Here is a 24,273-nt window from a genome sequence, read left to right as displayed (position 1 = left end):
ATATACTAAAATAGTTGGTTTCGTGTTGTGTATCTATAATACAACTAATTTTTATAAGTATAAGTAAAAATAACAACTATATATTATTGGTGATCTGTAAGTTTTAATGGATTATTATTGTGCCCTAATGGTCCATTAATTGCCATATGTGTAGGGCTATCATTTGGCGCGAATCTATAAGTTTGAGTTTGAAGTGAAGGGAAAGTGTTACGTTTGGAAGGGGGAGCAGGTTAGTTTCAGCGAAAGCTAAGTAAAAATATGCCTAAACTCAGCTATTGAACTGTCGGAGTTCAATAGCTGATAAAACACCACTCCTTTTATGAGTGGTGTCTAGATTTCACCAATAGTTATATCAGCGCAGGTACTTTAAAACTGAGATCAGACTTTCACCTGTAGTTCTTTGCTCAATGAGTTCGAAACTGTCAGGGATTGAAGTACTGGCCTTTGTTGATTCTTCCCACACGCATATGGCGTTGTTTTGCAGCCAACCACCAGATGCCGCCGCATGAAGAGCTTTTTCTCCTAAGCCTTGAAGGTAGGGCGGGTCAAGAAACACAAGATCAAATGGTTCAATTGTTCCTGTTTGCCCTAAATTCGTAGCATCGCGCCGCAAGATGCGGGTTGCCCCCATCAGCCCAGTAGATTCAATATTTCGCCTTATAAGACCTCTGGCTTCAACAGCTTCTTCTACAAACGTGCAGTATCGTCCACCACGGCTCATAGCTTCTAACCCAAGTGCCCCTGTGCCGGCAAAAAGATCCAGCACGCGAGCGTCGTTCATAGGGTTATCATAGGAATGGGCAAGAATATTGAATATGGTCTCGCGCATTCTGTCTGTCGTAGGGCGTGTTGCCTGTGTTTTCGGCGTGGCAAGTGCAGTGCCTTTGAATTTACCCCCTACGATCCTCAATTTTCTCTTTTTCCTTTAAAGCGGTTTTGTTTTGGTCCTTTAGCCCCTTTAAAGCCATCTTTGGTTCTATGAGAAGGTTTTCTTGCGTCTGTACGCTTGCCGCTCGTCGCTTGTTCTCTTCTTGGGGTACTTTGTTGCCGGTCGTCTCTTGTCTTCGTTGGCTTTTCCGAGCCTGAACGCCATACATGCTTGGGACGGTGCCCGGTTTCTTGGCGGTCATCGCGCTGGGGCCGTTCATCTATATCATGAGCTGGGCTGCGATATTCCTCAATTCGTCCATCACTGCCAAGGATGCGCCGAGGCTTTTGATTCTGGCCCCGTTCATTGGAATCATATCTGTTGCGCCGGTCGTTACCCTCTTTTGAGAAAGAGCGCTTTTTGTCGGAGAACTGCTTGCGTTCACCAAAAGGATTGCCGTCTCTACGGGAATCGCGTGCCGCCCAAGGTGCGCGGTCTGAGCGGTCACTACTTCGTGAGTTCTCAGAGTCTTGTGAACGTTCTGTTTTGCTGTGATGAGATGAAGGTTTGCGCTCGTCTCTGTTGCGGAATTTGGTTTCTTTCGAAAACTTGCCTTTGTTATTTCCAGAAAGAGCTGCAGCGGCATCTTTTGCGCTCATCCAGCCAGCGCCTGTGCCACCGGTTTTGCGTTTCCGGTCTTTCTTCTGGGGTTTAACTTCAGGAGCTGCCTGATGGAGAATTGGTGCATCAAAATCCAGTGCGGCGTCCTTGATAATTTTTTCGCCAAGCTGATCCCGCAGGATACGCCCCCGGATTTCGCGGGTTTCGCCATCGCCAAGGTCTGCAAGTTGGAATGGGCCGAACGAAATGCGGATCAGGCGGTTCACTGCCAGTCCCAAATGCTCAAGGACGCGCTTAACTTCTCGGTTCTTGCCTTCACGCAGTCCAATAGTCAGCCAAACATTCTCACCGCGTTCGGAATCAAGTGTTGCTTCAATGCCACCATACAGGACACCATCAATGGCAACGCCGTCTTTAAGGGTATCCAATTGCTCTTGAGTGACTTTACCAAAGGCACGTACGCGGTAACGGCGGAGCCAGCCTGTTGAGGGCAGCTCGATGATCCGCGATAGTCCGCCATCGTTGGTAAGTAGAAGAAGACCTTCGGTATTAATGTCCAGTCGTCCCACCGTCACAACGCGAGGAAGGTCAGAGGGAAGAACAGAAAAGACTGTCTTACGGCCTTCAGGGTCATTATTGGTGGTAACTGTTCCCTTGGGCTTGTGGAAGAGCCATAGTCGTGTGCGTTCTTTTTGTGGCAAAGGAGTGCCATCAACAACGACCTTGTCCTTGGCTGTAACTGTGATAGCCGGGGTTGTTAGTACATTGCCGTTCACGCTAACGCGGCCTGCTTCAATCCAGCTTTCAGCCTCTCTGCGAGAGCAAAGACCTGCACGTGCAATTGCCTTTGCAACGCGTTCACCAGAAACAACGGCAGTTTCCTCGTTTTTTCCGGGAGCGGGTTTGGAAGATGGACTGGATTTTCTATGGTTTTTAAAGCCACGGTGGTTGGGTTTGTCTGTGGGCTTCTTGTTCATGTGCTTGCCTGCTTCTCAGAGGTAATGCCGTCGTTATTCCATCCTGAGCTTACGGGTTGATATGGCCGCTCTCTGGTTTTGGGGAGGAACTTCGGTCTCGTTCTTTACTAAAGTCAATGGGTGGTCTTCTAACAGAGTCTTGGCGTTTGGCAATCACTCTTTGTCGGGAAAGGTAAAAAACTAAATTTTCTATAGGAGTGGAATTTGTGGGCTGTTAAACAGGGTGGGGATCACTCAATTTGCAAGAGAGAATATGTTTAGACCCACTATCAACTCTGGCTTTATGGATAAAGCTTTGGAGCAAGCCCGACTTGCGCAGGAACGTGGAGAGGTGCCAATAGGCTGCGTTGTTGTAAAAGATGGGGTGGTTATCGCAGCAGATGGGAACCGCACGATCGAGATGAATGATCCGACCGCCCATGCGGAAGTTCTGGCCATCCGAAGTGCGGGAACGGTTATCGGCTCTCAAAGGTTGGAGGATTGCGACCTCTATGTAACTCTGGAACCATGCCCCATGTGTGCGGCAGCTATTTCCTTTGCCCGGATCAGGAAGTTGTTTTACGGGGCCGGGGATGCCAAAGGAGGGGCTGTTGACCACGGTGTGCGCTTTTACAGCTCTTCAACTTGTCACCATAAACCTGATGTGTATCAAGGGCACGCAGAAGAGGACTGCGCAGATATTTTAAAAGACTTTTTTTTGGAAAGGCGCTCTTGACCTGCCGCGGGATAGCTGGAAACCCTAACTAGGGATATTAAATAGTAGATGGCACTTTCTTGGCATACAGTATTGGGCGCTCTCCTGTGTGAATTTGATTGGGCTTGAATAAGCAGGTGGGGCTTTGGCTGACGGGCAAAGTCTGCATATAAAATAGGACGGGCGAATGTTTAGATCATTTTTTGGAAATCCCAAGTGGCTGCACTGGTCACTGTTGGGCTCTATCCTGATACTCGGGGTGACGTGGTACAAGGTTCAGTTGGATGTCGATATCAATGAGTGGAATGGAAATTTCTACAACATGGTACAGAAGGCTTTCACAGAGCCAGGTACACTGAAACTGGAAGACTTCTTTTCTGAAGTTTGGGTATTTGCGAAAATCGCGGCGCTTTATATTGTTATTGCGGTAATGCTTGAATTTTATGTCCAGCACTTTGTATTTCGTTGGCGGCAAGCCATGAATAATTACTACATGGAACACTGGCACCTCGTTCGCCATATCGAAGGAGCCTCCCAACGAGTACAGGAAGACACCATGCGCTTTGCTCGAATAATGGAAGGGCTGGGTGTTTCCTTTATGCGATCAATAATGACGCTCATCGCATTTCTACCCATTCTTTGGGCGCTTTCCGAAAACATTACGGAGTTGCCAATTCTAGGAAAAATGGATCATGCATTAGTGTATATTGCCCTGCTGTCGGCTGCTTGCGGTACGGTCTTACTTGCTATCGTTGGAATTAAGTTACCTGGTTTGGAGTTTCAGAATCAGAAAGTTGAAGCTGCCTACAGAAAAGAGCTAGTCCTCGGGGAGGACAGTGCGGAAAGAGCCGGGCCGCCTGCAGTTCAGGAGCTATTTGGAGCTGTAAGGGTGAATTACTTTCGCCTTTACCTTCACTACTCTTATTTCGGCATAGCACGTTGGTCCTACATAATGTTTAGTTCTCTCATTCCCCTCATTGCCGTACTTCCATCGGTTCTAGCGGGAGTGATAACACTTGGTGTTATGCAGCGGATCATTATGGCTTTTGGCCGTGTTGAAAGCTCATTCCAGTTTCTCGTTAATTCTTGGTCGACTATTGTGGAGTTGATGTCGGTCTACAAGCGCTTGCGCTCTTTTGAGCAAAGCATTCAACACGCTCGTAAATCTCAGGGTGACCTGACGGTTCCTGCCGAGTAATTTTGATTTAGCTGGTGGAGTGTAAGCAAAGCCAGTTTACACTCTAATTCATTTCCGATTTTTTTTAGGGGCGCAAACGTTATACCTAACGGAGCGCCCTTCAATTTTTTGCAGGAGGGCCTCTTCCTCTAGAGCCAGATTTTGGCAGGCTCTGATAACCAAAGAATGTTCCACTTCCAACTCTTTGGCGATTTGACGGGTGTCTCCTCCTAGACCGGCTCTTAACCCTGCCAATATAATAAGTTCAAGCTCATCTTTTTCGGGGTATTGAAGTCTCAGTTCCGCCAATGAGTCATCTGTATTCATTGGGCCAAACTCGAGCGGGAAATGGTGATCGGAATCGCTTTGGATGTGGGGGTGTCCGAGCCTTTGCCCTTGGAGTATAAGGGAACCAGGACGTTGGTCTCCGGGTAATAGGAGGCAACGCAGCCCTCTGGAATTTTGTAGGGGGCCACAGTAAAGCCTTTGGCAACCCGCTCGCGATCATCTTCACTGACCGTTCTTAAATCAACCAGATCGCCTTTTTCCAGCTGCAATTTTTTCATGTCTTTTCGGCAGATGAACAGAATACGGCGTCCACCAGATACGCCTCTATACCGATCATCATGTCCATAAACGGTTGTGTTGTACTGGTCGTGGGAGCGTAAGGTTTGGAGGGTGAAGCACAGATCTGTAGATGCGGCTGCTTTCTGGAAAGTCGTTTGTTCTGGCAGGGGAGTATTTGAAAAGTGTGCTCTTCCATCTTCTGTATTCCAGCGCCTGTTGGCGGCAGAGTTGACAAGATGAAAGCCCCGAGGCTGACGAACCCTTTTATTGTATTGCTGGAACCCTGGAATAGTTTTTTCAATGAGGTCGCGAATGTGATCATAATCCGCAATCAAACTATCCCAGTCTAAAAGTTCGCTGCCAAGTGTTGCCTTCGCGATTCCCGCAACAATAGCAGGTTCGGATTTAAGATCGGGGGAGGCGGGTTGGTTGATACCACCAGAAGAGTGAACCATCGACATGGAATCTTCCACACTGACAACTTGAGGGCCTGATTCTTGAATATCAAATTCAGTTCGCCCCAAACACGGGAGAATATAAGACTTCTTGCCTGTCATCAGGTGGGTTCTATTGAGTTTCGTGGCGATGTTGACTGTTAAGCGGCAGTTTTTTAATGCGTCTTCGACCACTTCCGTGTCTGGTGTTGCGCGCGCGAAGTTTCCTCCCAGTGCGATAAAAATTTTCGCTTTCTCGTCACGCATAAGCTCAATGGCTTTTACTGTATTTGCTCCATGGGAGCGCGGTGGTGCAAAGCCAAAAACTCTTTCCAGTTGATCCAGAAAGTCTTCACTGGGAGCCTCGTTAATTCCGACGGTTCTATCGCCTTGTACGTTGGAATGGCCCCGTACGGGGCAAGCTCCAGCACCTTTTTTACCGATGTTTCCACGCAGAAGAAGGAGGTTGGCGATTTCCCGGACCATGTCCACTGAGTGCTCATGTTGGGTAATGCCCATCGCCCAAGTGATAATGGTCCTGTCGGATTGCAGGTACAAAAGTGCAGCTTTTTCAATGTGTTGCCTTGTCAGGCCTGACTGCTCTTCAATCGCCTTCCAAGGCGTCTCCTCCACCGCGGCCTCAAACTCTTCGAAGTTACTGGTGTGTTCTTCTATAAATTGACGATCAACAGTTCCTACCGAGAGGATTCGCTCATTATCCCATGCAAGAATGGCCTTTGCCATACCACGAAGGACAGCCATATCACCGCCTAATCTCGGGTGGTAGTAATGCGTTGAAATTTTGGTGAATGTTCCTGTCAGCATTTCCGACTTGTTTTGCGGGTCAGTGAAACGCTCCAAGCCTCTTTCTTTTAGAGGATTAAAGCTGACAATTTTTGCACCGCGTTTAGCTGCGGAGCGCAGCTCCGAGAGCATACGTGGATGGTTGGTTCCGGGGTTTTGCCCAAGGACAAAAATAGCACTGGCATGCTCAAAGTCTTCAAGCTGAACCGTTCCTTTGCCCACGCCTATAGAAGCGCTTAAACCAACTCCGCTTGCTTCATGGCACATATTGGAGCAATCAGGGAAGTTGTTGGTGCCATACATTCTACCAAAAAGCTGGTAGAGGAATGCAGCTTCATTGCTGGCGCGGCCGGAGGTGTAAAACAAAGCCTCATCTGGCGAGGCTAGAAGGTCAAGTTCCTGAGCAATATCTTGAAACGCGTTTGCCCAGCTCACGGGTTGGTACTTATCCAGCTTAGGGTTGTATCTGAGAGGCGTAGTTAGGCGGCCGGTATCTTCCAGCTCAAAATCCGAATACTCAAGGAGTTGCTTAATTGTATTAAACTCGAATAAGGCAGGTGTGGCTCTTTTAGAAGTTGCCTCCCATGCCACGGCTTTGACACCATTTTCACAAAACTCGAATGAAGAGCCATGAAGAGGGTCCCCCCAAGCGCAGCCGGGGCAATCGAACCCATCAGGCTGGTTGGCATTCAGCATAGTTTTTATACCAGTCACAACATCGGTGTTTCGCCATAGAACTTTGGCACTGCCTTTTACGGCGCCCCATCCCCCAGCAGGCCGCTTGTAGTGTTTCAGGCGAATATTCTCGTTCATATGTTGCCTCCATGTAGCCTTGCTACAATACCGGAAATGCTATGCTGCAGCTCTCAATTACCAGAGTGATGAATGCAAACAACTCTGTGGCCTCGCTGGCTTGAAAGTAAGTTAATATTACTTTCTTTTGCCAGCCTTACAGCCAGATCACTGGGGCTCGCCATAAATACTAGGGTTGGAATATGGCAGGTCGCTGCCTTTTGAACCAGATCTGCGCTGCACCGGCTCGTTAAGGCCACGTAAGAAATAGGTGTACCCTTTGTTGTGGTTGCCCCGATTGCCTTGTCAAAAGCATTGTGCCGTCCGATATCCTCACGAACAACGACTTCACCTGTTTCCAATGCCAATGCTGCCCCATGTAAACCGCCCCCATATCGTCGATTGAGTGTTTGCTGTTGGCTAAGAGTATTCATCAGCTGTGCAATTTCTACTTCACTGGGAGGAGGGGATGGTTGGAGACGCGGGATGTCCCGCCGAGCAGCAGACAAGGAATCAACCCCGCATAACCCGCAGCCAACAGATCCCGCAAGTCGGCGTTGGCGCTGAAGAGCTGAATAGAAGTATTCCTCAGGGATTTGGAGATCAACCGTATATCCGAGTTCCATTTTCCGGGGGTCTGATATGCGCTCAATTTTGGACATGTTCGGGACAATAGCTTCGCTGACAGCAAAACCAGCAGCAAGGTCACCTAGGTTAAATGGGGAGGCCATCAAAGTGGCAAACCCTTCTCCATTTAGTGTTATTGCAATTGCTGCTTCTGGTGGAAAGCTATCTGGATTCTTCGGGGTTATTTCTGCCAACTGCCACTTCCTTGCATGTTTAAACCTCTCAATAGTCTCGAAAGGTTGCTCAAGCCGGACCTGAAGCATTTTTCAAACGCAATTCGATGAGTGCGCCCAGTTGCCTTTTAACGACTTCCTTAATGGGGGCAGTTGTTTCCAGTATTTCTTTTACCTTCAAGAAATCAATTACTTGAAAATTATTGACTCTAGGGCGAACAATTAAGTCGGGTTGACGTAGTTTGAGTTTTTCTTGACTTGCTGTTTGCAGGAGAATTTGGAGGCCCCCGAATGCGGCCTCTGTTGCACTAGGCATGGTTTTCTCAAGTCTGGGTGTCGGTCCCCCTATAACATCAACAGCAACACAAATATTGCACTCTTCAGGAAGTCGATCAAATGGAAGCGGATTAACCGCGCCGCCATCTATAAGGATCCTATTATTGAGTTGGACAGGTTTGAAAATAAATGGAATTGCAATGCTACCGGCCACCGCTGGCAGAAGAGGCCCTTTTGAAAGTACATACTCGCTGGCATTATAAAAATCAGTTGCAATAACAAAGAAGGGAATTTGCAGATCCTCGAATGTTTTTTCTCGTATTGGGACTGCGAAAACTTTTAAGATCCGCTCTGTATTAAATTGTACAAGCCTTGGTGTTGAGAGAAGCTCGGAGAAATTTCTTGGGCGTAGCTGCCACAGGCGATTGAGGACTACATTGCGCTCACCCAGTGTTTTCATAAAATAATCTTTTAACTCAGCTCCCGATAGGCCACTCGCATACCCAGCACCAACTAAAGAGCCGATAGATGTTCCTGTAATGGCGTAGGGAGTAATGCCAAGTTCATCTATTGCTTCAAGTACTGGGATATGTGAGATGCCGCGCGCTCCTCCACCGCCGAGAGCGACGCCGACTCTGATAGAAGCCATCCTTGTTTTCCTTCGAGCGAAACACTTTAAATATCCCCTAGTGTGTCTAATCCCCTAGTGTTTAGCAAGCGCAACAGGTGGGGGCGGTTTTGCTAGTACAGTTGTGCAATGAAATGAATAAGATAGAGAGATAATTACACAAATAAAATTCAAACCGGTAAATCTAGAGAATTGCGCTGTACATCGTAAAAAGCAACTATCTAGTTGCTGGTCAGAGATTACGATCAGCGTGGCGCTGATTTCCAAAGGCTCCGTGGGTATTTTGTAAATTTTTATAGGTACGTGCTTGAGTGTATTGATGGTACGATAGATTTTTAGAAGTATGGGCCCCTGTTTTGTACTGGGGCCCATTTTTTTAGGCTTGTTCGCGTTCAATGGCACGCCATGCGATATCTTTTCTGTAAAATCCCTCTGGCCAATTGATTTGGTCAATTGCCTTATAAGCCAGATCCCGAGCTTGCGTGACGGTCTTCCCTCTACTGGTAATATTAAGGACACGCCCCCCATTCGAGAGTAAGTGCCCCCCATTACTCTTGGTTCCTGCATGGAAGACCTGCGTGGCTTCGTCGCCTATAACAGTATCCAATCCAGAAATCTTGGTACCTTTTTCATAGGTGCCCGGGTATCCCTTTGCAGCCATAACAACGGTTATTGCGGGCTCACTATACCATTCAGCCTCAACTTCATTCAGCGTCTCTTCTGTACTTGCAAGGAGTAAGGGGAGCAGGTCACTTTTAAGGCGCATCATCAGTACCTGACATTCAGGGTCTCCAAAGCGAACATTATACTCAATGAGTTTTGGTCCCTCACTGGTGATCATTAGGCCCGCGTAGAGGACACCTTTGAATGGCATGCCCTGTGCCTTCATGTCAGAGATTGTCGGTTTAATAATCTCATCAATAACTTGCTGAGTTAAAGATGTGGTCATAACTGGTGCAGGTGAGTAAGCTCCCATTCCACCAGTATTGGGGCCTTGATCGCCATCATAGGCTCTCTTGTGGTCTTGAGCGGTTGCTAGAGGGAGAATATTTTCGCCATCTGACAGAACGAAGAAGCTTGCTTCTTCCCCTTCCAGAAACTCTTCAATAACAACTTCTGCGCCAGCCTCCCCAAAAGCACCATCAAAACACTGTTCAACAGCCGCCATTGCTTGTTCCATATCCATGGCAATGAAGACGCCTTTTCCGGCAGCTAAACCATCTGCTTTAATAACAATGGGTACGCCAACCTGTCTGATATACTGTTTGGCGTCTTCTTGAGTTGAAAAGTGACCGTATTTCGCTGTTGGGACACCTGCACGCTGGCACATCTGCTTGGTAAATGCTTTCGAACCTTCAAGCTGCGCTGCAGCAGCTGTTGGGCCAAAAGCTTTGATGTCTGCCTTGCTGAGCGAATCAACTAAACCATCAACTAGAGGAGCTTCCGGGCCTACAACTACAAAGGAGACGGCTTTCAGCTTGCAAAATTGAATTACCGCATCGTGATCCGTTGTATCTAGGTCGATACACTCGGCCAACATATTCATGCCTGCATTGCCGGGAGCAATATAAAGCTTTGAAAGCGCGGGAGACTTTGAAAAGGACCAAGCTAGAGCATGCTCGCGTCCACCTGATCCGATCAGTAATACGTTCATTGTGGTTTACCCTAGGTCTTAGAGGGAGGCACCCTTGGAAAAAGAGGCCGTCACGTATGCTTTGCCTCATATAGGAAAGGAGTGGGGTGGTAAACAAAGTCGAGTGAAAATTGCGGGGGTATGGCAACAAGTCTAGGATTCTGCAGTAGCCCTAAATACTGAGTTAAATAGAAGAGTATTCGGGTATTGAGTATATAAAATACGTTGGTGATGGGAATGGTCGCTTGACTGCTCGTGAGTGGGAGTGAAAAGAAGACCCTAAAGAAATCTATCGTGACTATGGCCGAGGGTTGGGCAGACAAAATGTTTAAAACGCAAGATACTGGTCCAGTGGCTGATGCCGTTGAAGATCATTGGGTAGATACCAAGCTCCCAAAATTTCTCAGGCCTTATGCTCGTCTTGCCCGCTGGGACCGACCAATAGGGTGGTGGCTTTTATTGTGGCCGTGCTGGTGGTCTCTAGCTTTAGCGACGGTGGCAGATGGGGCACTCTATCCTAATCTTTGGTACATGGTTCTCTTTTTAATTGGCGCTGTTGCCATGCGCGGGGCAGGCTGCACCTATAATGATCTCGTGGACCGGGACATCGATGGGAAAGTAGAGAGAACTCGGTCCCGTCCGATTCCAAGTGGTCAAGTCACTCCGTTTCAAGCTAAAATTTTTATGCTGGTACAGGCTTTTGTTGGGCTTGTGGTTTTGCTGCAGTTTAACAATTATACGATCCTTTTGGGCTTCAGTTCTCTTTTGATCGTTGCTGCCTATCCATTTATGAAACGGATTACCAATTGGCCGCAATTTGTCCTTGGCTTGGCGTTCAATTGGGGGGCACTTGTTGGATGGTCCGCTATGTTTGGAAGTTTGAGTCTTGTACCGATACTGCTGTATTCTGCTGGGATATTCTGGACAATAGGCTATGACACCATCTACGCCTTTCAAGATATCGAGGATGATGCCCTTATAGGTGTAAAGTCGACTGCGCGGTTGTTTGAGAAGCATCCGGTAATTGCTCTTTCCTGTTTTTACGGAACTGCCTTGCTTTTATTCCTTCTAGCCTTGGTTATGGCAGGGGGGCAGGGGCCAGCGTATGCGGGAATTCTCATCGTGGGAGCCCATCTATTCACCCAGATAAGGACTTTGGATGTCGCAGATAGAGAAAAATGCCTGAAGCTCTTTAAATCTAACAACCAATTGGGATGGGTCTTGTTTCTTGGCCTGCTCGCAGATGCTGTTTGGGCCTATGTAATTTAAATAGGCGCTTCGGGAGAGCTGGAGGGGCCCAGTGAGAATAACTGCTGGGCTTGAGGAGATTAGGTCAATTCCATTCACTATGGATCCCGTGATCCGCTTAATAATTGGATCGAGATTTCCAAGTGGTCGAATTGGGCTTTCCAAGTGTCAATAAGTTTCTTGTTTCACAGTTAGTTAGCCAGATGATAGAATGGTCCTATGAATTTCCTGCCGTTAGAGAAATTCTGTTAAGCTCTCGGTTCCGTAGTTTATCAGGGAAATAGAAAGGTGAGGGGGAGACAGGGTTGCTCAAAAAGGTAAGCTACCCTAAACCCATCCTAGCCAAGTTGAGGAGACGAAAAGAAGATGAGCGACGCCAAGCATACGTCATTGTTGGAAGAACGGGCACTGCGGCTAGTGGAGGCAGCTATGAAAGCTGGTGCAGATGCTGCTGATGCTGTGGCTGTGACTGGCACCTCTCTTTCCGTTTCTGTGAGAGAAGGAAAAGTAGAAGATACTGACCGGTCCGAGGGGGAGGACTTTACGCTGCGGGCGTTTATAGGAAAGCAAGTTGCAAGTATCTCAACGAACTCTTTCGATGATATTGAGGAGATGGCACAGCGGGCCGTAGCCATGGCGAAAGTTACTCCCGAGGACCCATATGCGGGACTTGGAGAGCAAGATAAGCTCCTCAAAGAAATTCCCAGTTTGGATTTGCTGGATGAACGTGCAGTCTCGTCCAAGGAGTTGAAAGAGCTCGCACTTAAGGCAGAAGACGCGGCTCTATCCGTGGAAGGCGTGTCTAAATCTGGCGGCGCTGGTGCCAGTTGGGGGCGCTCTGGAATGGTGCTTGCTACAAGTCACGGTTTTGTCGGCGAGTATTCTCGCTCTCGTTCAGGTTACTCTGTAACAGCTATCGCTGGCGAGGGGACCTGTATGGAGCGGGAGTATGATTTCGATTCTCGCACATATTGGGATGAGTTAATGCTACCCGAAGAAGTGGGGAAAAATGCTGGAGAAAGAGCTGTTCGCTCTCAAAATCCCCGTCAGATTGAAACATGTAAAGCTCCAATTATTTATGAGCCGCGTGCTGCTCGTTCAATCCTTGGACACTTTGCTGGTGCCATCAATGGTGCAGGTATTGCGCGCGGAACAAGCTTTCTGAAAGAGTACATGGGAAAGAAAGTTTTCGCAGAAGGCATCAAGATTTCAGATGATCCTTTTAAGCCCAGAGGTGGAGCTACTATGCCTTTTGATGCAGAGGGGATCGGTGCTGACTATCTGGAGTTGATTTCTGATGGTGTTTTGAACCACTGGCTTCTTGACAGCGCTGCGGCCCGGGAGCTTGGATTGGAGACGAACGGACGCGCACGGCGTGCCGGGTCCGGCACTTCGCCCGGTTCCACAAATCTGACACTGCATGGCGGTCAAGTGAGTTTTGCGAACCTGCTTAAAGACATGGGCCGAGGGTTGCTTGTGACCAGCTTGATCGGACATGGTGCAAATGGCATAACTGGGGACTACTCAAGAGGAGCCTCAGGCTTTTGGATTGAAGATGGTGAAGTGGCTTACCCGGTTAGCGAAATTACCATTGCTGGAAATATGAAGGACATGTTCCTTAACATTACGCCAGCAAATGACTTGGATGACCGTTATGCAGTTGCCACTCCCTCTCTTCTCATTGAAGGACTAACGATTGCCGGAAGCTGATATCAATAAGCTGGACGTCGAAATCTTGATAGCTGCGGCTCTTGAAGGTGGTGAAAAAGCAAAAGCACATTTTGGTTCGAAGCCACGGAGCTGGCAGAAGGAAGACGCCTCTCCTGTATCCGTGGCAGACGTGGAAGTTGATAACTTTCTACGTGAAACCCTCATGGGGGCTCGTCCCGATTATGGCTGGTTATCGGAAGAAACGGAAGATAACACAGAGCGCCTGAAGTGTAACAGAACCTTTGTTGTGGATCCCATCGATGGTACCCGCGCCTTTTTGGAGGGGGGGACAGAATGGTGCTTGTCTTTAGCTGTTGTTCAGGACGGTCGTCCAGTTGTGGGGGTTATTTATTGCCCAATGCGTGAGCAGTTGTTTGTAGCTATTCAGGGTAGGGGAGCAACTTTGAATGGTGAGCCCACTTCAGTCTCGCAAAAAGAAGAGACGCGTGGAGCTCGAGTGGTTGCGCCCGGCTCATTTTTCAATAGAGATAGTGTAAAGGGGCTGGAGCTTTCCAAACAGCCCTACTTACGTTCTCTGGCCTATAGAATAGTCATGGTTGCAGCTGGAGAGCTAGAAGCGAGCGTAACAAGGTCAAAAGCACAAGATTGGGATCTGGCGGCAGCAGATGTCATTCTTCAAGAATCTGGTGGGCGAGTGGTAAGTGGTGATGGTTCTCAACTTCTCTACAACAAATCTGCCATAAAACAGCCGGCCCTTATAGCATCTTCTGACAGACTGGTTAAAAAGCTTCAAGGAATCGTTGAGAAGAATTGAAGGTATAAAGCTCTTCTCTCGATTTATAAAAATAATATATAGGAGAAGAACAATGGGTCAGCAGGAAAGCTCTAAACAATTACTTCATCTCGTATTTGGTGGTGAACTGACCGACCCAACGGATGTAACTTTCCGCGACTTGGGTAAGTTGGATGTTGTTGGTATTTTTCCAGACTACGAAACTGCCCATGCAGCCTGGAAAGCAAAAGCGCAAGGAACTGTAGATAACGCACATATGCGCTATTTTATTGTACATATGCACCGTCTTCTGGACCCGCAAAAAGCGTAGACTCTATTTGAATTATGGTGGCTTTAATGTGCCCGATTTCTAGTATTGAGAGATTGTATTAATGCTGAAAAAACTGGGCCGCCATCCTTTGGTTGTGAGCGCTCTTGGAAACTTGATGGCATGGTATCTGCGTTTCGTTCGCAGGACCAGTACATTCCATGTGGACCCACCTGACTTTTATGAACTAAAGCGCAACAAGCCGCCCTACATAATTTGTCTTTGGCATGGTCAACACTTCTTGGTACCTTTTGCCCGCCCAAAACACTGGGTGGTTAAAGTGATGATATCCAAAAGTGCAGACGGTGAAATCAATGCAATTGCAGCCTCCAAGTTGGGAATGGGCGTTATTCGCGGATCAGGTGCTCAGCGTCCCGGTCAGATTGCAAAACGCGGTGGAATGCGGGGTTTCATTGAAGCGATAAAGTGTATGCGTGAAGGGCATAGCTTTTCGATGACCGCAGATGTACCTAAAGGACCTGCTCGCAAGGTTGGTCGGGGTATGGTTCTTGTGGCAAAGCATTCGGGAACGCCTATACTTCCTGTTGCAATTGCAACAAGTCGTCACTACGACTTTAATAGCTGGGATAAAGCTAGTCTGAATCTACCATTTAGCAAGATGTGTATGGCAGTGGGGGATGAAATCCAGATTCCGTCAGATCTACCTGATGAACAAGTACCTGAATACCAACGGATTATTGAGGATGCTATGAACGCGGTGACTGATAAGGCCTATAGTATGGCAAAGGATCGGTCCAACTAGATGTCATCCCTCTTACTCTCGCTCTATAGAGGATTGGGGGCAGTCGCTGGCCCCGTCCTCTCTACCATTTACAAACGGCGTGCCAAACGTGGCAAGGAAGACCCTTCTCGTCAAGGGGAGAGGTTTGGTATTGCTTCGCATTCTCGCCCTGATGGCTTCCTGATTTGGATTCACGCCGCAAGCGTTGGCGAAACAATGGCGATTTTGCCTCTCGCCTCCTCACTATTAAAAAAGCACTACAATGTCCTTTTGACCACAGGAACACTTACCTCGGCTGAAACTGTTGCTTCCGCTAATGTGGAAGGACTTATTCATCAATTCGTTCCCTATGACACTCCTAGGATTGTTCAAAGATTTCTGGATTATTGGAAACCTGAGCTGGCAGTTACAGTTGAATCCGAAATCTGGCCAACAACATTTATTGAACTCGAGAAGAGGCATATACCGCTTGCCATTATCAATGGCCGAATTTCTGAAAAGTCGTTCAAGAGTTGGTTGTTTCTAAAGCCGTTGGCATCGTCTGTGTTTAAGGCCGCCAAGCTTGTTCTAGCGCAATCCCCACAAGATGGCGCTCGTTTTAAGGCTCTCGGTATTCGGCAAGTCCATGCCGCCGGAAATATCAAGTTTGACGGAGCAAGCTTGAAGGTTGATAAATCCAAGCTTGCAGAACTGGAATGTATGATAAAGGGGCGGCCTGTTTGGCTCGCTGCCAGTACTCATCCAGGCGAAGAGATGGAAGTGGCCAGCGTTCACTGTGCCTTAAAAGCCAGTTACCCTGACCTCCTCACAATCATCGTCCCACGCCATCCGGCTCGCGGACTTCTAATTCGCGAAGAGCTGGAGGCCGCCGGTTTGCGAGTTGCTCAACGCTCCCGCAACGAGACTGTTGAAAGTGGTAGTGACGTATATTTGGCAGACAGCCTTGGGGAGCTAGGTATATTCTTTAAACTGGTTCATATCGTTTTTATGGGGGGATCTCTTGTCCCTGTCGGTGGGCATAACCTGCTCGAACCTGCACAACTCGGCTGTGCCATTATCAGCGGTAAACAAGTCGCCAATAATGAAGCGGTTTATAAAGCTTTTGAGCGTTCTGGTGCTGTCGTAATGATTTCAGATAAACACTCGCTTACGAAAAGTGTGCAAGAATTCCTTGGGGATGCGGCAATGGCAAAGGCGTACTCCGATAAAGCGCAGCAGCTTGTCCTTGAGGGGAGTGGAGCATTAGCTCGAACAGAAGACGCCTTGAAACAATTTTTGCCAGAAAATAACAAATAGAGCCCTATAGTGTTTTGGGATAGTGAACCAAGGAAACTGCAATGAAAGCACCTGCATTCTGGTGGAAGACAAAAGGAAGTTGGCAATCAGCAGTGCTGTCGCCCCTTGGAGCTGTGTATGGGAGTGTTTCTGCACTTTCGATGAAACGCTCTCCTCGTTATCATTCTACTCTTCCGGTTGTTTGCTCAGGTAATTTCACTGTAGGCGGTTCAGGGAAAACGCCTTTTTCGATTGCTTTGTTTGATGCCCTGTCAAAACGGGGCGTGAAGCCAGCTTTCCTGCTGCGTGGTTACGGGGGGATGCTTCAGGGGCCAATTCTTGTCGACCCGCGCGTTCACAGGGCCGAGCACGTGGGGGACGAAGCCCTTCTTTTGGCCCGTACAGGTCCATGTGTTGTAAGCGCAGACCGTGTCGCGGGTGCTAAATTCATTGAAAGACTTGGCGAGGTTCAAGTTATTTTAATGGATGACGGATTTCAAAACCCATCCCTATACAAGGATTACTCTTTCGTTCTTGTGGATTCAGTTATCGGTATCGGGAACGGAAAATGTCTCCCAGCTGGGCCACTGCGGGCACCTCTTCAAAAACAAATTCCTGATGCAAAAGGAATTGTACTCGTGGGAGAGGGGGATGCCGAGCTGGTTCTCAATACCAGCTGCAAGCCGTTTAATCCCCCAGTCTTCCATGCTCAAATTGAGCCGGGGTTTGCAGATAGCCTTGAAGGGGAAAGGGTTCTTGCATTTGCAGGCATTGGCCGCCCCATGAAATTTTTCGAATCTTTGAAATCTTGCAATGCGGAAGTTGTGGAGACAATCGAATTTCCGGACCATCACCGATTTTCTCCAGAAGATGCAGAACACATTCTCGCAAAAGCCAGCACGAGTAACCTACTACCGGTTACGACTGCCAAGGATTATGTTCGTTTTAAAGGCAGTAATAATGAAACTCTTCGAGAATTGGCGCACAAAACTTCTGTCTTGGAAGTCTCAATGATGATCAAGGAGCATGCCGCGCTTGTTGATACAGTTGTAGGGTTACTGCCCACAGGGGACACACTTGCTGCAACAAAAAAATGGCGCAACATTGAGAATGCCCCCAGCGTCCAATTGCACAGAAAACCATCTTAAGTCATAAAAAATAACATAAGGAGCGCGCTCTTACTGCAGCAACCTAAGGCTGATTGTCGCACTCTAGGAAACGTTTGAAGGCGGCCTCTGAATCAACGTAGGCCTCTTGACGTGATACGCTCCAGTACTTCAGCTCGTCGATGGGGATGGTTTGGCCTGTGACTGCACAGCGCACAAAAGTTCCAGGCTTTTCAATTTGAAAGTCTGCATCCAGATAGAGGATCTTCGCTTCCTTGGGCAGTTGAGAGTTATCGAAACGGTTCATTATTCGTTTTCCAGTTATCCGATGTCCTATCGGTCATAGCCAGCTACTTGTTAGATAGCCAGATATTTTATTGTTGCTTGTGCATACTAAATTTACTGAGCGATTTCTGATGCCTTGAAACTAATGGTTTGCCCCTCTTGGGCCTTAACCAATTTGTTCAGGGTTCTAATACAGAGCCATAAAGCACCAACGCCAAACAGTATACCGCCAATTGCCTGCCCGGCAAGAACTCCATTGGCTCCAAAGTACATTCCCCCAATAACCGTAAATGGTATGGTGCCAATAGTGGCACGTGCCCAGTTAAATCCAGTTGAATACAATGGATATCCGAGGTTGTTAAAAGCCGCATTTGTTACAAATAAGGCACCGTTGAACACAAAACCGGCAGCCGCAAAAGAGCAGAAAAACAAAATTAACGCGCGGCTTTCTCCCTCAGCATTGAACAAGGTTGCGATTGGCTCTTTGAGCAGGAATAAAAGTCCCCAGGCGGTGAACGAATAAATTCCTACGAATACGATAGAGTCGCGCATAATATGCTTGAGACGTAAATGGAGTTTTGCCCCGAGATTTTGACCAAGAATAGGACCAACAGCGCCAGAAAGAGCAAATAGAGCGCCAAAAGCTACGGGAATAATGCGCCCGACGACTGCCCAGCCTGCGACAGATTCATCCCCGAACTGAGCAATCTCAGAGGTGACCCACGCATTTCCGATAGGCGTTGAAATATTGGTCAAAATTGCGGGTACGGCCACATAAGAGAGTGCCTTCAGGTCGGACGCTATATTGCTTAGATTGGGCATACGGATCAGTTTATGAACATGGAAACATGCATATGCCCCGATCAAGGCCATTCCAACCCGCGCTATTGCTGACACAATTGCAGCGCCATCTGTTCCTAGATCCATCCAAAAGATGAAGAGTGGATCTAGTAACGCAGTGATTACGCCAGCTGATAAAGTTAAAGTCATAGCCCACTTTGCATCCCCCACAGACCTTAGGAGTGCAGACATGGTCATACCAACACACAAAAACGGCATGGACGGTATGGCTATCTGCAAAAAAGAAAGCGCAAATGAGTAGGCTGTCCCCTTCGCTCCAAGAGCTGAGAGGAGCGACCCTAAAAAGGGATAGACTGCCGCTATAAACAGCGCAGGAATGATGAATGACGTACCGATTGCCAGCGCGGCCATTTCGCCAGCTCTTTGTTTATCGCCAGCCCCTATCTTTCTGGAGACAGTTGCACTGGCAGCGATAGAAAGACCGACGCCAATTGCGGTATTGAAAAACATAAGTGTGCCAGCATAGCCGATTGCGGCTGCAAGCTCGCTTACCCCGAGGTGGGAGATGTAAAAAAGATTGGCAAAGTCGACTAGAAAGATGGCTATGAGGCCAATTGAACCGGTCGAAGTCATAACCAGCACATGACGCATGGTGGAGCCGGTTGTGAATTTTGCCTGATTAGGGGACGAAGTACTACTCATTACTATTCCAGCGATTGTTTACAATGGGTCGCCGGAGAGTGTTTCAAGAACTCGGCAGTGATCAACGGTGCCTTCACAGGATTGCTTCAGCACATGTTTTAACTCATCCCTCAAAAGTATCAGGCGTTCTATTTGGCTTTCTATGTTTTTCAAGTGCTCTGTAGCAATGGTATCTGCTTCCTGACAAAAGGCATTAGGCTGAGCACTCAGACGTAGTAGATCTGATACCATATCAAGAGAAAACCCCATGCCCCTTCCTTGACGAATAAAGGAAAGCTGTTTGAGGTGAAGAAGACTATAGCGGCGTTGTCCCCCATTTGTACGGGGAGGCGCGCTCAAAATACCGCGTTCTTCGTAGTAGCGGATCGTCTGAACTTTTGTTCCCGTGGCTTTTGCTAGGTCGCCAATGGAATATTCACCTGCCATTACAATCTTTCCTAGAGCTCTGGTTTCTAGCGCCTGTTATATGTGGTTTATTTCATCTGTTTCAAGCTGGGTCAGGACATACGGTCATTTCATGAAGCAATTAGGATGCCGTTTTGTCCTTTTTTACCTGCTTGGTCTCGCGCGGAGTTTGTTGATGAAGCTTCTCGGCTCCCGATAGAAAATCACCTTTGAGTTGCATCTCGAGGCGCTCCTCATCCCTTAGTCTAACATCTGCCTCGATGCGTTCAATGCGATCTGCGGGCAGTCCGAGGTATTCGAGTGCTGTTCTTCCAAACACTACACTGGATTCAAAGGTTTCTCTAATTTGGAAGTCGACACCCAATCTTCGCAGATCAATAGCGTGAGCACGATCTGTGGCGCGGCAAAAGAGGGCCGCTTTTGGAAATACACTACGGATCTGCGGAACAGCACTACGCATAACTGCGTCATTCTCAATACATAAGGCTATCAAGGTGGCCTTTTCTCCGCCCGCTGCTTTTAGAACGTCAGCACGTGTAGCATCGCCATAGTAAATTTTGTAGCCAAGCTTTTTTGCATATTCAATTCGGTCTGGTCGGTTCTCAAGAGCAGTAACACTGATGCCTTCTGAGGTGAGCATCTGCGCTACCATCATGCCAAAGCGCCCGAAACCAACGATAAGCACACGGGGGGCTGCATCCTCAAAACTTTCGATTTTTTCCGAAGAGGTTCCCGCTTCTTTCATTCGTGTTGCCACCAACTCGAGCCCAACACCGGCCAAAGGGGTTAGCAGCATGCTTAAGATAACAGTAGCTGTTAGGATGTTGGCAACTTCAGGAGACAGTAATCCTACGGCCAGTGCTGCTGTGAAGAGCACAAAGGCAAATTCTCCACCTTGCGGGAGGGTTACGGCTATGCGAAGGGCATCGGAATTTGAAGATCCGAAAATTCGGGAAAGTGACCAGAGAATGGCTCCTTTTGCCAGCATAAGACCAAGTACACAAAGAGCTATAACTTGCCAGTGATCAACGATCAGATCGAACCTTAGGGCCATACCGACTGCTATAAAAAATAGCCCCATAAGAAGGGAGCGGAAAGGGTCAATATCTGCTTCGAGTGTATGCCTGAAGGAGGATTCAGCGAGCATGACGCCTGACAGGAAGGCTCCTAGAGCCATGGACAGCCCAACAAGTTGCATAAGTCCAGCGCTGCCAAGTGCAACCAATAGGGCTGCGGCTAACATAACTTCCCGAGCGCCAGTGGCCGCCAAAAAATGAAAAAGAGGAGAAATGAAATATCGACCTACAACAATAACGGCCCCCACTGCCGCCAAGACCATTCCTATTTCAGAAGTGACCTCCCAAAAGGTCTTTGCATCTGAATTTGGAGCGAGAATACTCACCAAGGCTAGAAGGGGAACAATGGCAATGTCTTGCAATAAAAGTATACCAAAGGCCCGTTGACCATAGGGGCTCCCCAGGTGGCCACGTTCCTGAAGAATCTGCAGGGCAAATGCCGTGGATGACAATGCAAGTCCGAAGCCCGCGACAATGGCAACATTGAGAGGGAGTGAGAAGAGTAATCCAGCGAACAGGAGCAAAATACCACTCATTACAACTTGCAAGGAGCCCAAGCCAAAAATATCACGGCGCATCTTCCAAAGACGCTGGGGGTCCAGCTCAAGGCCGATCACAAATAATAGAAGGACGACGCCGAGCTCTGCAAAGCCCAAAATCTCCTCTGACTTGCTGACAAAGTTCAGGCCAAATGGTCCTAAAACAACACCTGCCGCCAAGTAGCCTACAATTGAACCGAGGCCTAAGCGTTTCGCTATAGGTACCATGACCACAGTTGCTGAGAGAAAAGTTATTGTCTCTGCAAAGAAAGGTGGAATTTGTGCAGCGGCCATCAAAACTCCTGCTGAGGTGAAAAAGGATGCTCAATATGGGTTGAGAAATAAGTAGTCACTTTAGATTAATGTTAATTTACTAATAAGAGCGAAAGGAGATAAAATTAGGTATGCAATGGAAAATCGCTGCCTCACAACTGACTTTGTGAGGCTTTTGTACCATTTCTGCAGGTGGCAAACGGTTGCGAAGTGTGTACTCGTCAGTAATCTTTGGCGTAATCGCCAAGTAAGTGAATCCCGTGAAGGAAGTACACTCCATTATGATCTGGAATGACACTTTCCCTATAATTTTTCGTGGATCGGAGTTTGCGAATTAGGTCGCCGTACCACCAACTGTCATGGCATTAATGCGCATGGATGGCTGCCCCACGCCAACTGGAACCCCTTGGCCCTGCTTGCCGCATGTTCCAATACCAGGGTCCAGTTTCATATCATTACCGATCATTGAAACTCGGGTTAGGGCATCGGGACCATTGCCGATGAGCATGGCGCCCTTAACTGGAGTCGTCAGTTTTCCATTTTCAATGCGGTAAGCTTCAGTGCAAGAGAAAACGAATTTTCCAGACGTGATATCCACCTGTCCACCGCCGAATGAAGCAGCGTAAATTCCATCTTTAACGCTTTCCATTATTTCTTTTGGGTCTTTATCGCCGCTTTCCATAACAGTATTGGTCATGCGTGGCATGGGTTGATGTGCGAAGGACTCACGGCGGCCATTACCTGTTGGCTCCATTCCCATTAAACGTGCGTTTTGGCGGTCCTGCATGTATCCGACGAGAATACCATCTTCTATCAAAACGGTCCGATTGGTCGGCGTCCCTTCATCATCAACGGACAAAGAGCCGCGTCGGTTTTCAAGAGTGCCGTCATCGACAATTGTGACACCCTTTGCTGCAATCCTTTCACCCATGAGACCAGCAAAAGCTGATGTCTTTTTGCGATTAAAGTCGCCTTCCAGACCATGACCTACTGCCTCATGCAGCAAGATGCCGGGCCAACCATTTCCAAGAACGATATCAAATGTGCCCGCTGGAGCAGGAACAGCTTCCAAGTTCACCAAAGCTTGGCGTAGAGCTTCATCAACTGCAGACTGCCAAGATGTTTCCGCGACGAAGGCTCCAAACCCTTCTCTGCCACCAAAACCGTGACTGCCGGTTTCCTGACGAGTTCCATCGCCCGCAACGATGGACACGTTTAAGCGCACGAGCGGGCGTACATCACGTATTCTATGTCCATTAGCCCGTAAAATATCGACAGTTTTCCAACTTCCGACAATTGAGGCAGATACCTGTTTGACTCGAGGATCCTTTGCGCGGGCATATGCATCAATTTCTTGCAGCAAAGAGATTTTTTCCTCAAAGCTGGGAGAGCCAATGGGGTTCTCATCGGTGTACAGCTTTTTGTTGGTTTGCTTCGGTGCAGGTGAAAATGCGCCTGTATAGCCATTTTTGACTGATGATACTGCTTCTGCAGCTCTCTTGAACGCATCCTCTGAAATTTCACCGGAATGTGCATATCCTGTGGTTTCGCCGAGGACTGCCCGAAGGCCGAAACCCTGGGAGTTATTAAAGCTTGTTGATTTAACACGGCCGTTGTCGAAAACGAGGCCTTCACTTTGCGAGTATTCTAAATATAGTTCGCCGTCCTCTGTGCCTGATAGGGCATCGGAGACAAGGTGGACTGCCCTTTCTTCCCCAATGCCAGCAGTTTCTAAAAGGTCAACAGGGGCATGTGTCATTTAGGATCTCCTGAAAGTGGGTAGCTGCTCTTGGCAATCGAAGAAGACTAGGCATTAATATATATTCTCTATGGATTGCCTGTTTAGGTCATTGATTGCAAGTAGAATAATATTAGCTTGGCACATCACCACACCATTAATTTTGCCTATATTTTTTGGTGCGGAATGTTGGGTGGGAAAGTTCTTCGGATAATCGCAGTGTCGGGTTGGATTGAAAGGGGGCCTAACTACGTTCGTTAGACACCAGTATGTTGATTTCCTATGGCTAGCAAAAATAAAAAAGGGCCCGAAATTGGGCCCTAAATAACTGTTATTATTTGAGCTGTGAAAAACCTTCGGTAAGGCCTGCCAGAGATATCGGGATGCCAATCCCTTCTTCCGGTGTCAGGAAAATGATAAAAGTGGCAAGGTTGCCGCTGGTCATCTTGGCAACCAAGTCTTGCTTCATCATTACCTCAGCAACGCACCCATTTGGCAAACAACGCACAAATGCTGCGCGGCCTATATCGGCGTCATCAATACGCAGCCCTAAGCCTGAAGGCAGTAAGACGCCAAGTGGGGCAAGGACTCGCAGAAGTGTAGATTGTCCATCGGCAGTTTTTAAAATAATAACTGTCAGGCCAACGTTTTCTCTGTCTTCAGCTGTTACATTTTGAACAAGTGCGCACTGTTCCCCTTGTGCTCCCGGAGGTGTGTCACAGCGCAGTTGCCAGTCGTCATAAACAGACTTCACTTCGCCCTGCGCAAAGGATGGGCTCATTGTCGTGAGTATCGTTGCTGTTGCAGCAAGTAAGCCGCATAAAAACCGTGTAATACGGGAAAACCGGTTCAAAGGTACGTCCTCCAGTGTAGTCGGATATACAACGTCCAAGGAAGACGAATTAAAAAATCCAGACCATAAAATACGTCATCCAGTAATTTGCCAGAGACTAACTCTGGATACCAGAGCACCATAGGGATAGACTATGATAATCCCACTCTCAATTTGCAGAAAAAGTAAAGAGCACACAGAAAACCCTT

General features: G+C 47.9%; 22 protein-coding genes. 9 read left to right on the top strand and 13 right to left on the bottom strand.

Translation table 11 applies throughout. The features are described from left to right. Positions 1-352: 352 nt before the first annotated feature. Positions 353-910, bottom strand: coding sequence for a 16S rRNA (guanine(966)-N(2))-methyltransferase RsmD (gene rsmD, locus P6574_RS15210; RefSeq protein WP_310621116.1), 558 nt, complete (start codon positions 908-910; stop codon positions 353-355). Next, positions 907-2,466 (bottom strand): pseudouridine synthase, encoded by a 1,560-nt coding sequence (locus tag P6574_RS15205; RefSeq protein ID WP_310621115.1) that lies wholly within the window; start codon positions 2,464-2,466, stop codon positions 907-909. The genes rsmD and P6574_RS15205 overlap by 4 nt, the downstream gene beginning before the upstream one ends. Before the next feature lie 253 nt (positions 2,467-2,719). Here P6574_RS15205 and P6574_RS15200 point away from each other — a divergent pair, with 253 nt between their 5' ends. Beyond that, on the top strand, positions 2,720-3,181 hold the full coding sequence (locus P6574_RS15200; RefSeq protein ID WP_310621114.1) for a nucleoside deaminase: 462 nt from the start codon (positions 2,720-2,722) through the stop codon (positions 3,179-3,181). Between the two features lie 166 nt (positions 3,182-3,347). After that, entirely contained in the window at positions 3,348-4,358 is a 1,011-nt protein-coding gene (gene sbmA, locus P6574_RS15195) for a peptide antibiotic transporter SbmA (RefSeq protein WP_310621113.1), read from the top strand. A gap of 48 nt (positions 4,359-4,406) precedes the next feature. Here the strand turns inward: sbmA and P6574_RS15190 are convergent, their stop codons facing one another. The 5 genes from P6574_RS15190 to purD all read right to left on the bottom strand — a co-directional run bounded on the left by P6574_RS15190 (position 4,407) and on the right by purD (position 10,292). Then, complete coding sequence (locus P6574_RS15190) at positions 4,407-4,664, bottom strand: hypothetical protein (protein ID WP_310621112.1); 258 nt, start codon at positions 4,662-4,664, stop codon at positions 4,407-4,409. After that, positions 4,661-6,955 (bottom strand): FdhF/YdeP family oxidoreductase, encoded by a 2,295-nt coding sequence (locus tag P6574_RS15185; protein ID WP_310621111.1) that lies wholly within the window; start codon positions 6,953-6,955, stop codon positions 4,661-4,663. The genes P6574_RS15190 and P6574_RS15185 overlap by 4 nt, the downstream gene beginning before the upstream one ends. A gap of 53 nt (positions 6,956-7,008) precedes the next feature. Beyond that, positions 7,009-7,755 carry a formate dehydrogenase accessory sulfurtransferase FdhD gene (locus P6574_RS15180; protein WP_310621110.1) on the bottom strand — a complete coding sequence of 249 codons (747 nt, stop codon included), beginning with the start codon at positions 7,753-7,755 and terminating at the stop codon, positions 7,009-7,011. A gap of 49 nt (positions 7,756-7,804) precedes the next feature. Continuing rightward, positions 7,805-8,659 (bottom strand): patatin-like phospholipase family protein, encoded by an 855-nt coding sequence (locus P6574_RS15175; RefSeq protein ID WP_310621109.1) that lies wholly within the window; start codon positions 8,657-8,659, stop codon positions 7,805-7,807. Between the two features lie 355 nt (positions 8,660-9,014). Beyond that, positions 9,015-10,292: a phosphoribosylamine--glycine ligase gene (gene purD, locus P6574_RS15170; RefSeq protein ID WP_310621108.1), complete on the bottom strand. Its 1,278-nt coding sequence runs from the start codon at positions 10,290-10,292 to the stop codon at positions 9,015-9,017. A gap of 279 nt (positions 10,293-10,571) precedes the next feature. Between purD and ubiA the strand changes: the two genes are divergently transcribed. From ubiA to lpxK, 7 genes are all read left to right on the top strand, one after another. After that, the gene (gene ubiA / locus P6574_RS15165; RefSeq protein ID WP_310621107.1) at positions 10,572-11,540 is read left to right on the top strand and encodes a 4-hydroxybenzoate octaprenyltransferase; all 969 of its coding nucleotides are present in this window, start codon (positions 10,572-10,574) and stop codon (positions 11,538-11,540) included. A 345-nt stretch (positions 11,541-11,885) separates the two neighbouring features. Then, entirely contained in the window at positions 11,886-13,229 is a 1,344-nt protein-coding gene (locus P6574_RS15160) for a TldD/PmbA family protein (RefSeq protein WP_310621106.1), read from the top strand. Continuing rightward, the gene (locus P6574_RS15155; protein WP_310621105.1) at positions 13,216-14,004 is read left to right on the top strand and encodes a 3'(2'),5'-bisphosphate nucleotidase CysQ; all 789 of its coding nucleotides are present in this window, start codon (positions 13,216-13,218) and stop codon (positions 14,002-14,004) included. The genes P6574_RS15160 and P6574_RS15155 overlap by 14 nt, the downstream gene beginning before the upstream one ends. 52 nt (positions 14,005-14,056) lie before the next feature. Continuing rightward, positions 14,057-14,293, top strand: a complete 237-nt coding sequence (locus P6574_RS15150; RefSeq protein WP_310621104.1) for a DUF4170 domain-containing protein — start codon at positions 14,057-14,059, stop codon at positions 14,291-14,293. A gap of 61 nt (positions 14,294-14,354) precedes the next feature. Continuing rightward, positions 14,355-15,053, top strand: coding sequence for a lysophospholipid acyltransferase family protein (locus P6574_RS15145; RefSeq protein ID WP_310621103.1), 699 nt, complete (start codon positions 14,355-14,357; stop codon positions 15,051-15,053). Then, positions 15,054-16,328 (top strand): 3-deoxy-D-manno-octulosonic acid transferase, encoded by a 1,275-nt coding sequence (locus P6574_RS15140; protein WP_310621102.1) that lies wholly within the window; start codon positions 15,054-15,056, stop codon positions 16,326-16,328. A 41-nt stretch (positions 16,329-16,369) separates the two neighbouring features. Continuing rightward, positions 16,370-17,455 carry a tetraacyldisaccharide 4'-kinase gene (lpxK, locus tag P6574_RS15135; RefSeq protein WP_310621101.1) on the top strand — a complete coding sequence of 362 codons (1,086 nt, stop codon included), beginning with the start codon at positions 16,370-16,372 and terminating at the stop codon, positions 17,453-17,455. 43 nt (positions 17,456-17,498) lie between these two features. On the opposite strand, the gene P6574_RS15130 is transcribed toward lpxK, so the two are convergent. From P6574_RS15130 to P6574_RS15105, 6 genes are all read right to left on the bottom strand, one after another. Then, the gene (locus P6574_RS15130; protein WP_310621100.1) at positions 17,499-17,720 is read right to left on the bottom strand and encodes a DUF2093 domain-containing protein; all 222 of its coding nucleotides are present in this window, start codon (positions 17,718-17,720) and stop codon (positions 17,499-17,501) included. Between the two features lie 92 nt (positions 17,721-17,812). Further along, on the bottom strand, positions 17,813-19,201 hold the full coding sequence (locus tag P6574_RS15125) for an MATE family efflux transporter (RefSeq protein WP_310621099.1): 1,389 nt from the start codon (positions 19,199-19,201) through the stop codon (positions 17,813-17,815). Positions 19,202-19,219: 18 nt separating this feature from the next. Further along, positions 19,220-19,627, bottom strand: a complete 408-nt coding sequence (locus P6574_RS15120; protein ID WP_310621098.1) for a MerR family transcriptional regulator — start codon at positions 19,625-19,627, stop codon at positions 19,220-19,222. Between the two features lie 100 nt (positions 19,628-19,727). Continuing rightward, the gene (locus tag P6574_RS15115; protein WP_310621097.1) at positions 19,728-21,515 is read right to left on the bottom strand and encodes a monovalent cation:proton antiporter-2 (CPA2) family protein; all 1,788 of its coding nucleotides are present in this window, start codon (positions 21,513-21,515) and stop codon (positions 19,728-19,730) included. A 313-nt stretch (positions 21,516-21,828) separates the two neighbouring features. Beyond that, positions 21,829-23,253 carry a metalloprotease TldD gene (tldD, locus tag P6574_RS15110; protein WP_310621096.1) on the bottom strand — a complete coding sequence of 475 codons (1,425 nt, stop codon included), beginning with the start codon at positions 23,251-23,253 and terminating at the stop codon, positions 21,829-21,831. 313 nt (positions 23,254-23,566) lie between these two features. Further along, complete coding sequence (locus tag P6574_RS15105; RefSeq protein WP_310622171.1) at positions 23,567-24,013, bottom strand: invasion associated locus B family protein; 447 nt, start codon at positions 24,011-24,013, stop codon at positions 23,567-23,569. Between the last annotated feature and the right edge of the window lie 260 nt (positions 24,014-24,273).

The sequence above is a fragment of the Pseudovibrio sp. M1P-2-3 genome (assembly GCF_031501865.1).
GTDB classification, from domain to species: Bacteria; Pseudomonadota; Alphaproteobacteria; order Rhizobiales; family Stappiaceae; genus Pseudovibrio; species Pseudovibrio corallicola.
This window is presented reverse-complemented; position numbering and strand designations above follow the sequence as displayed.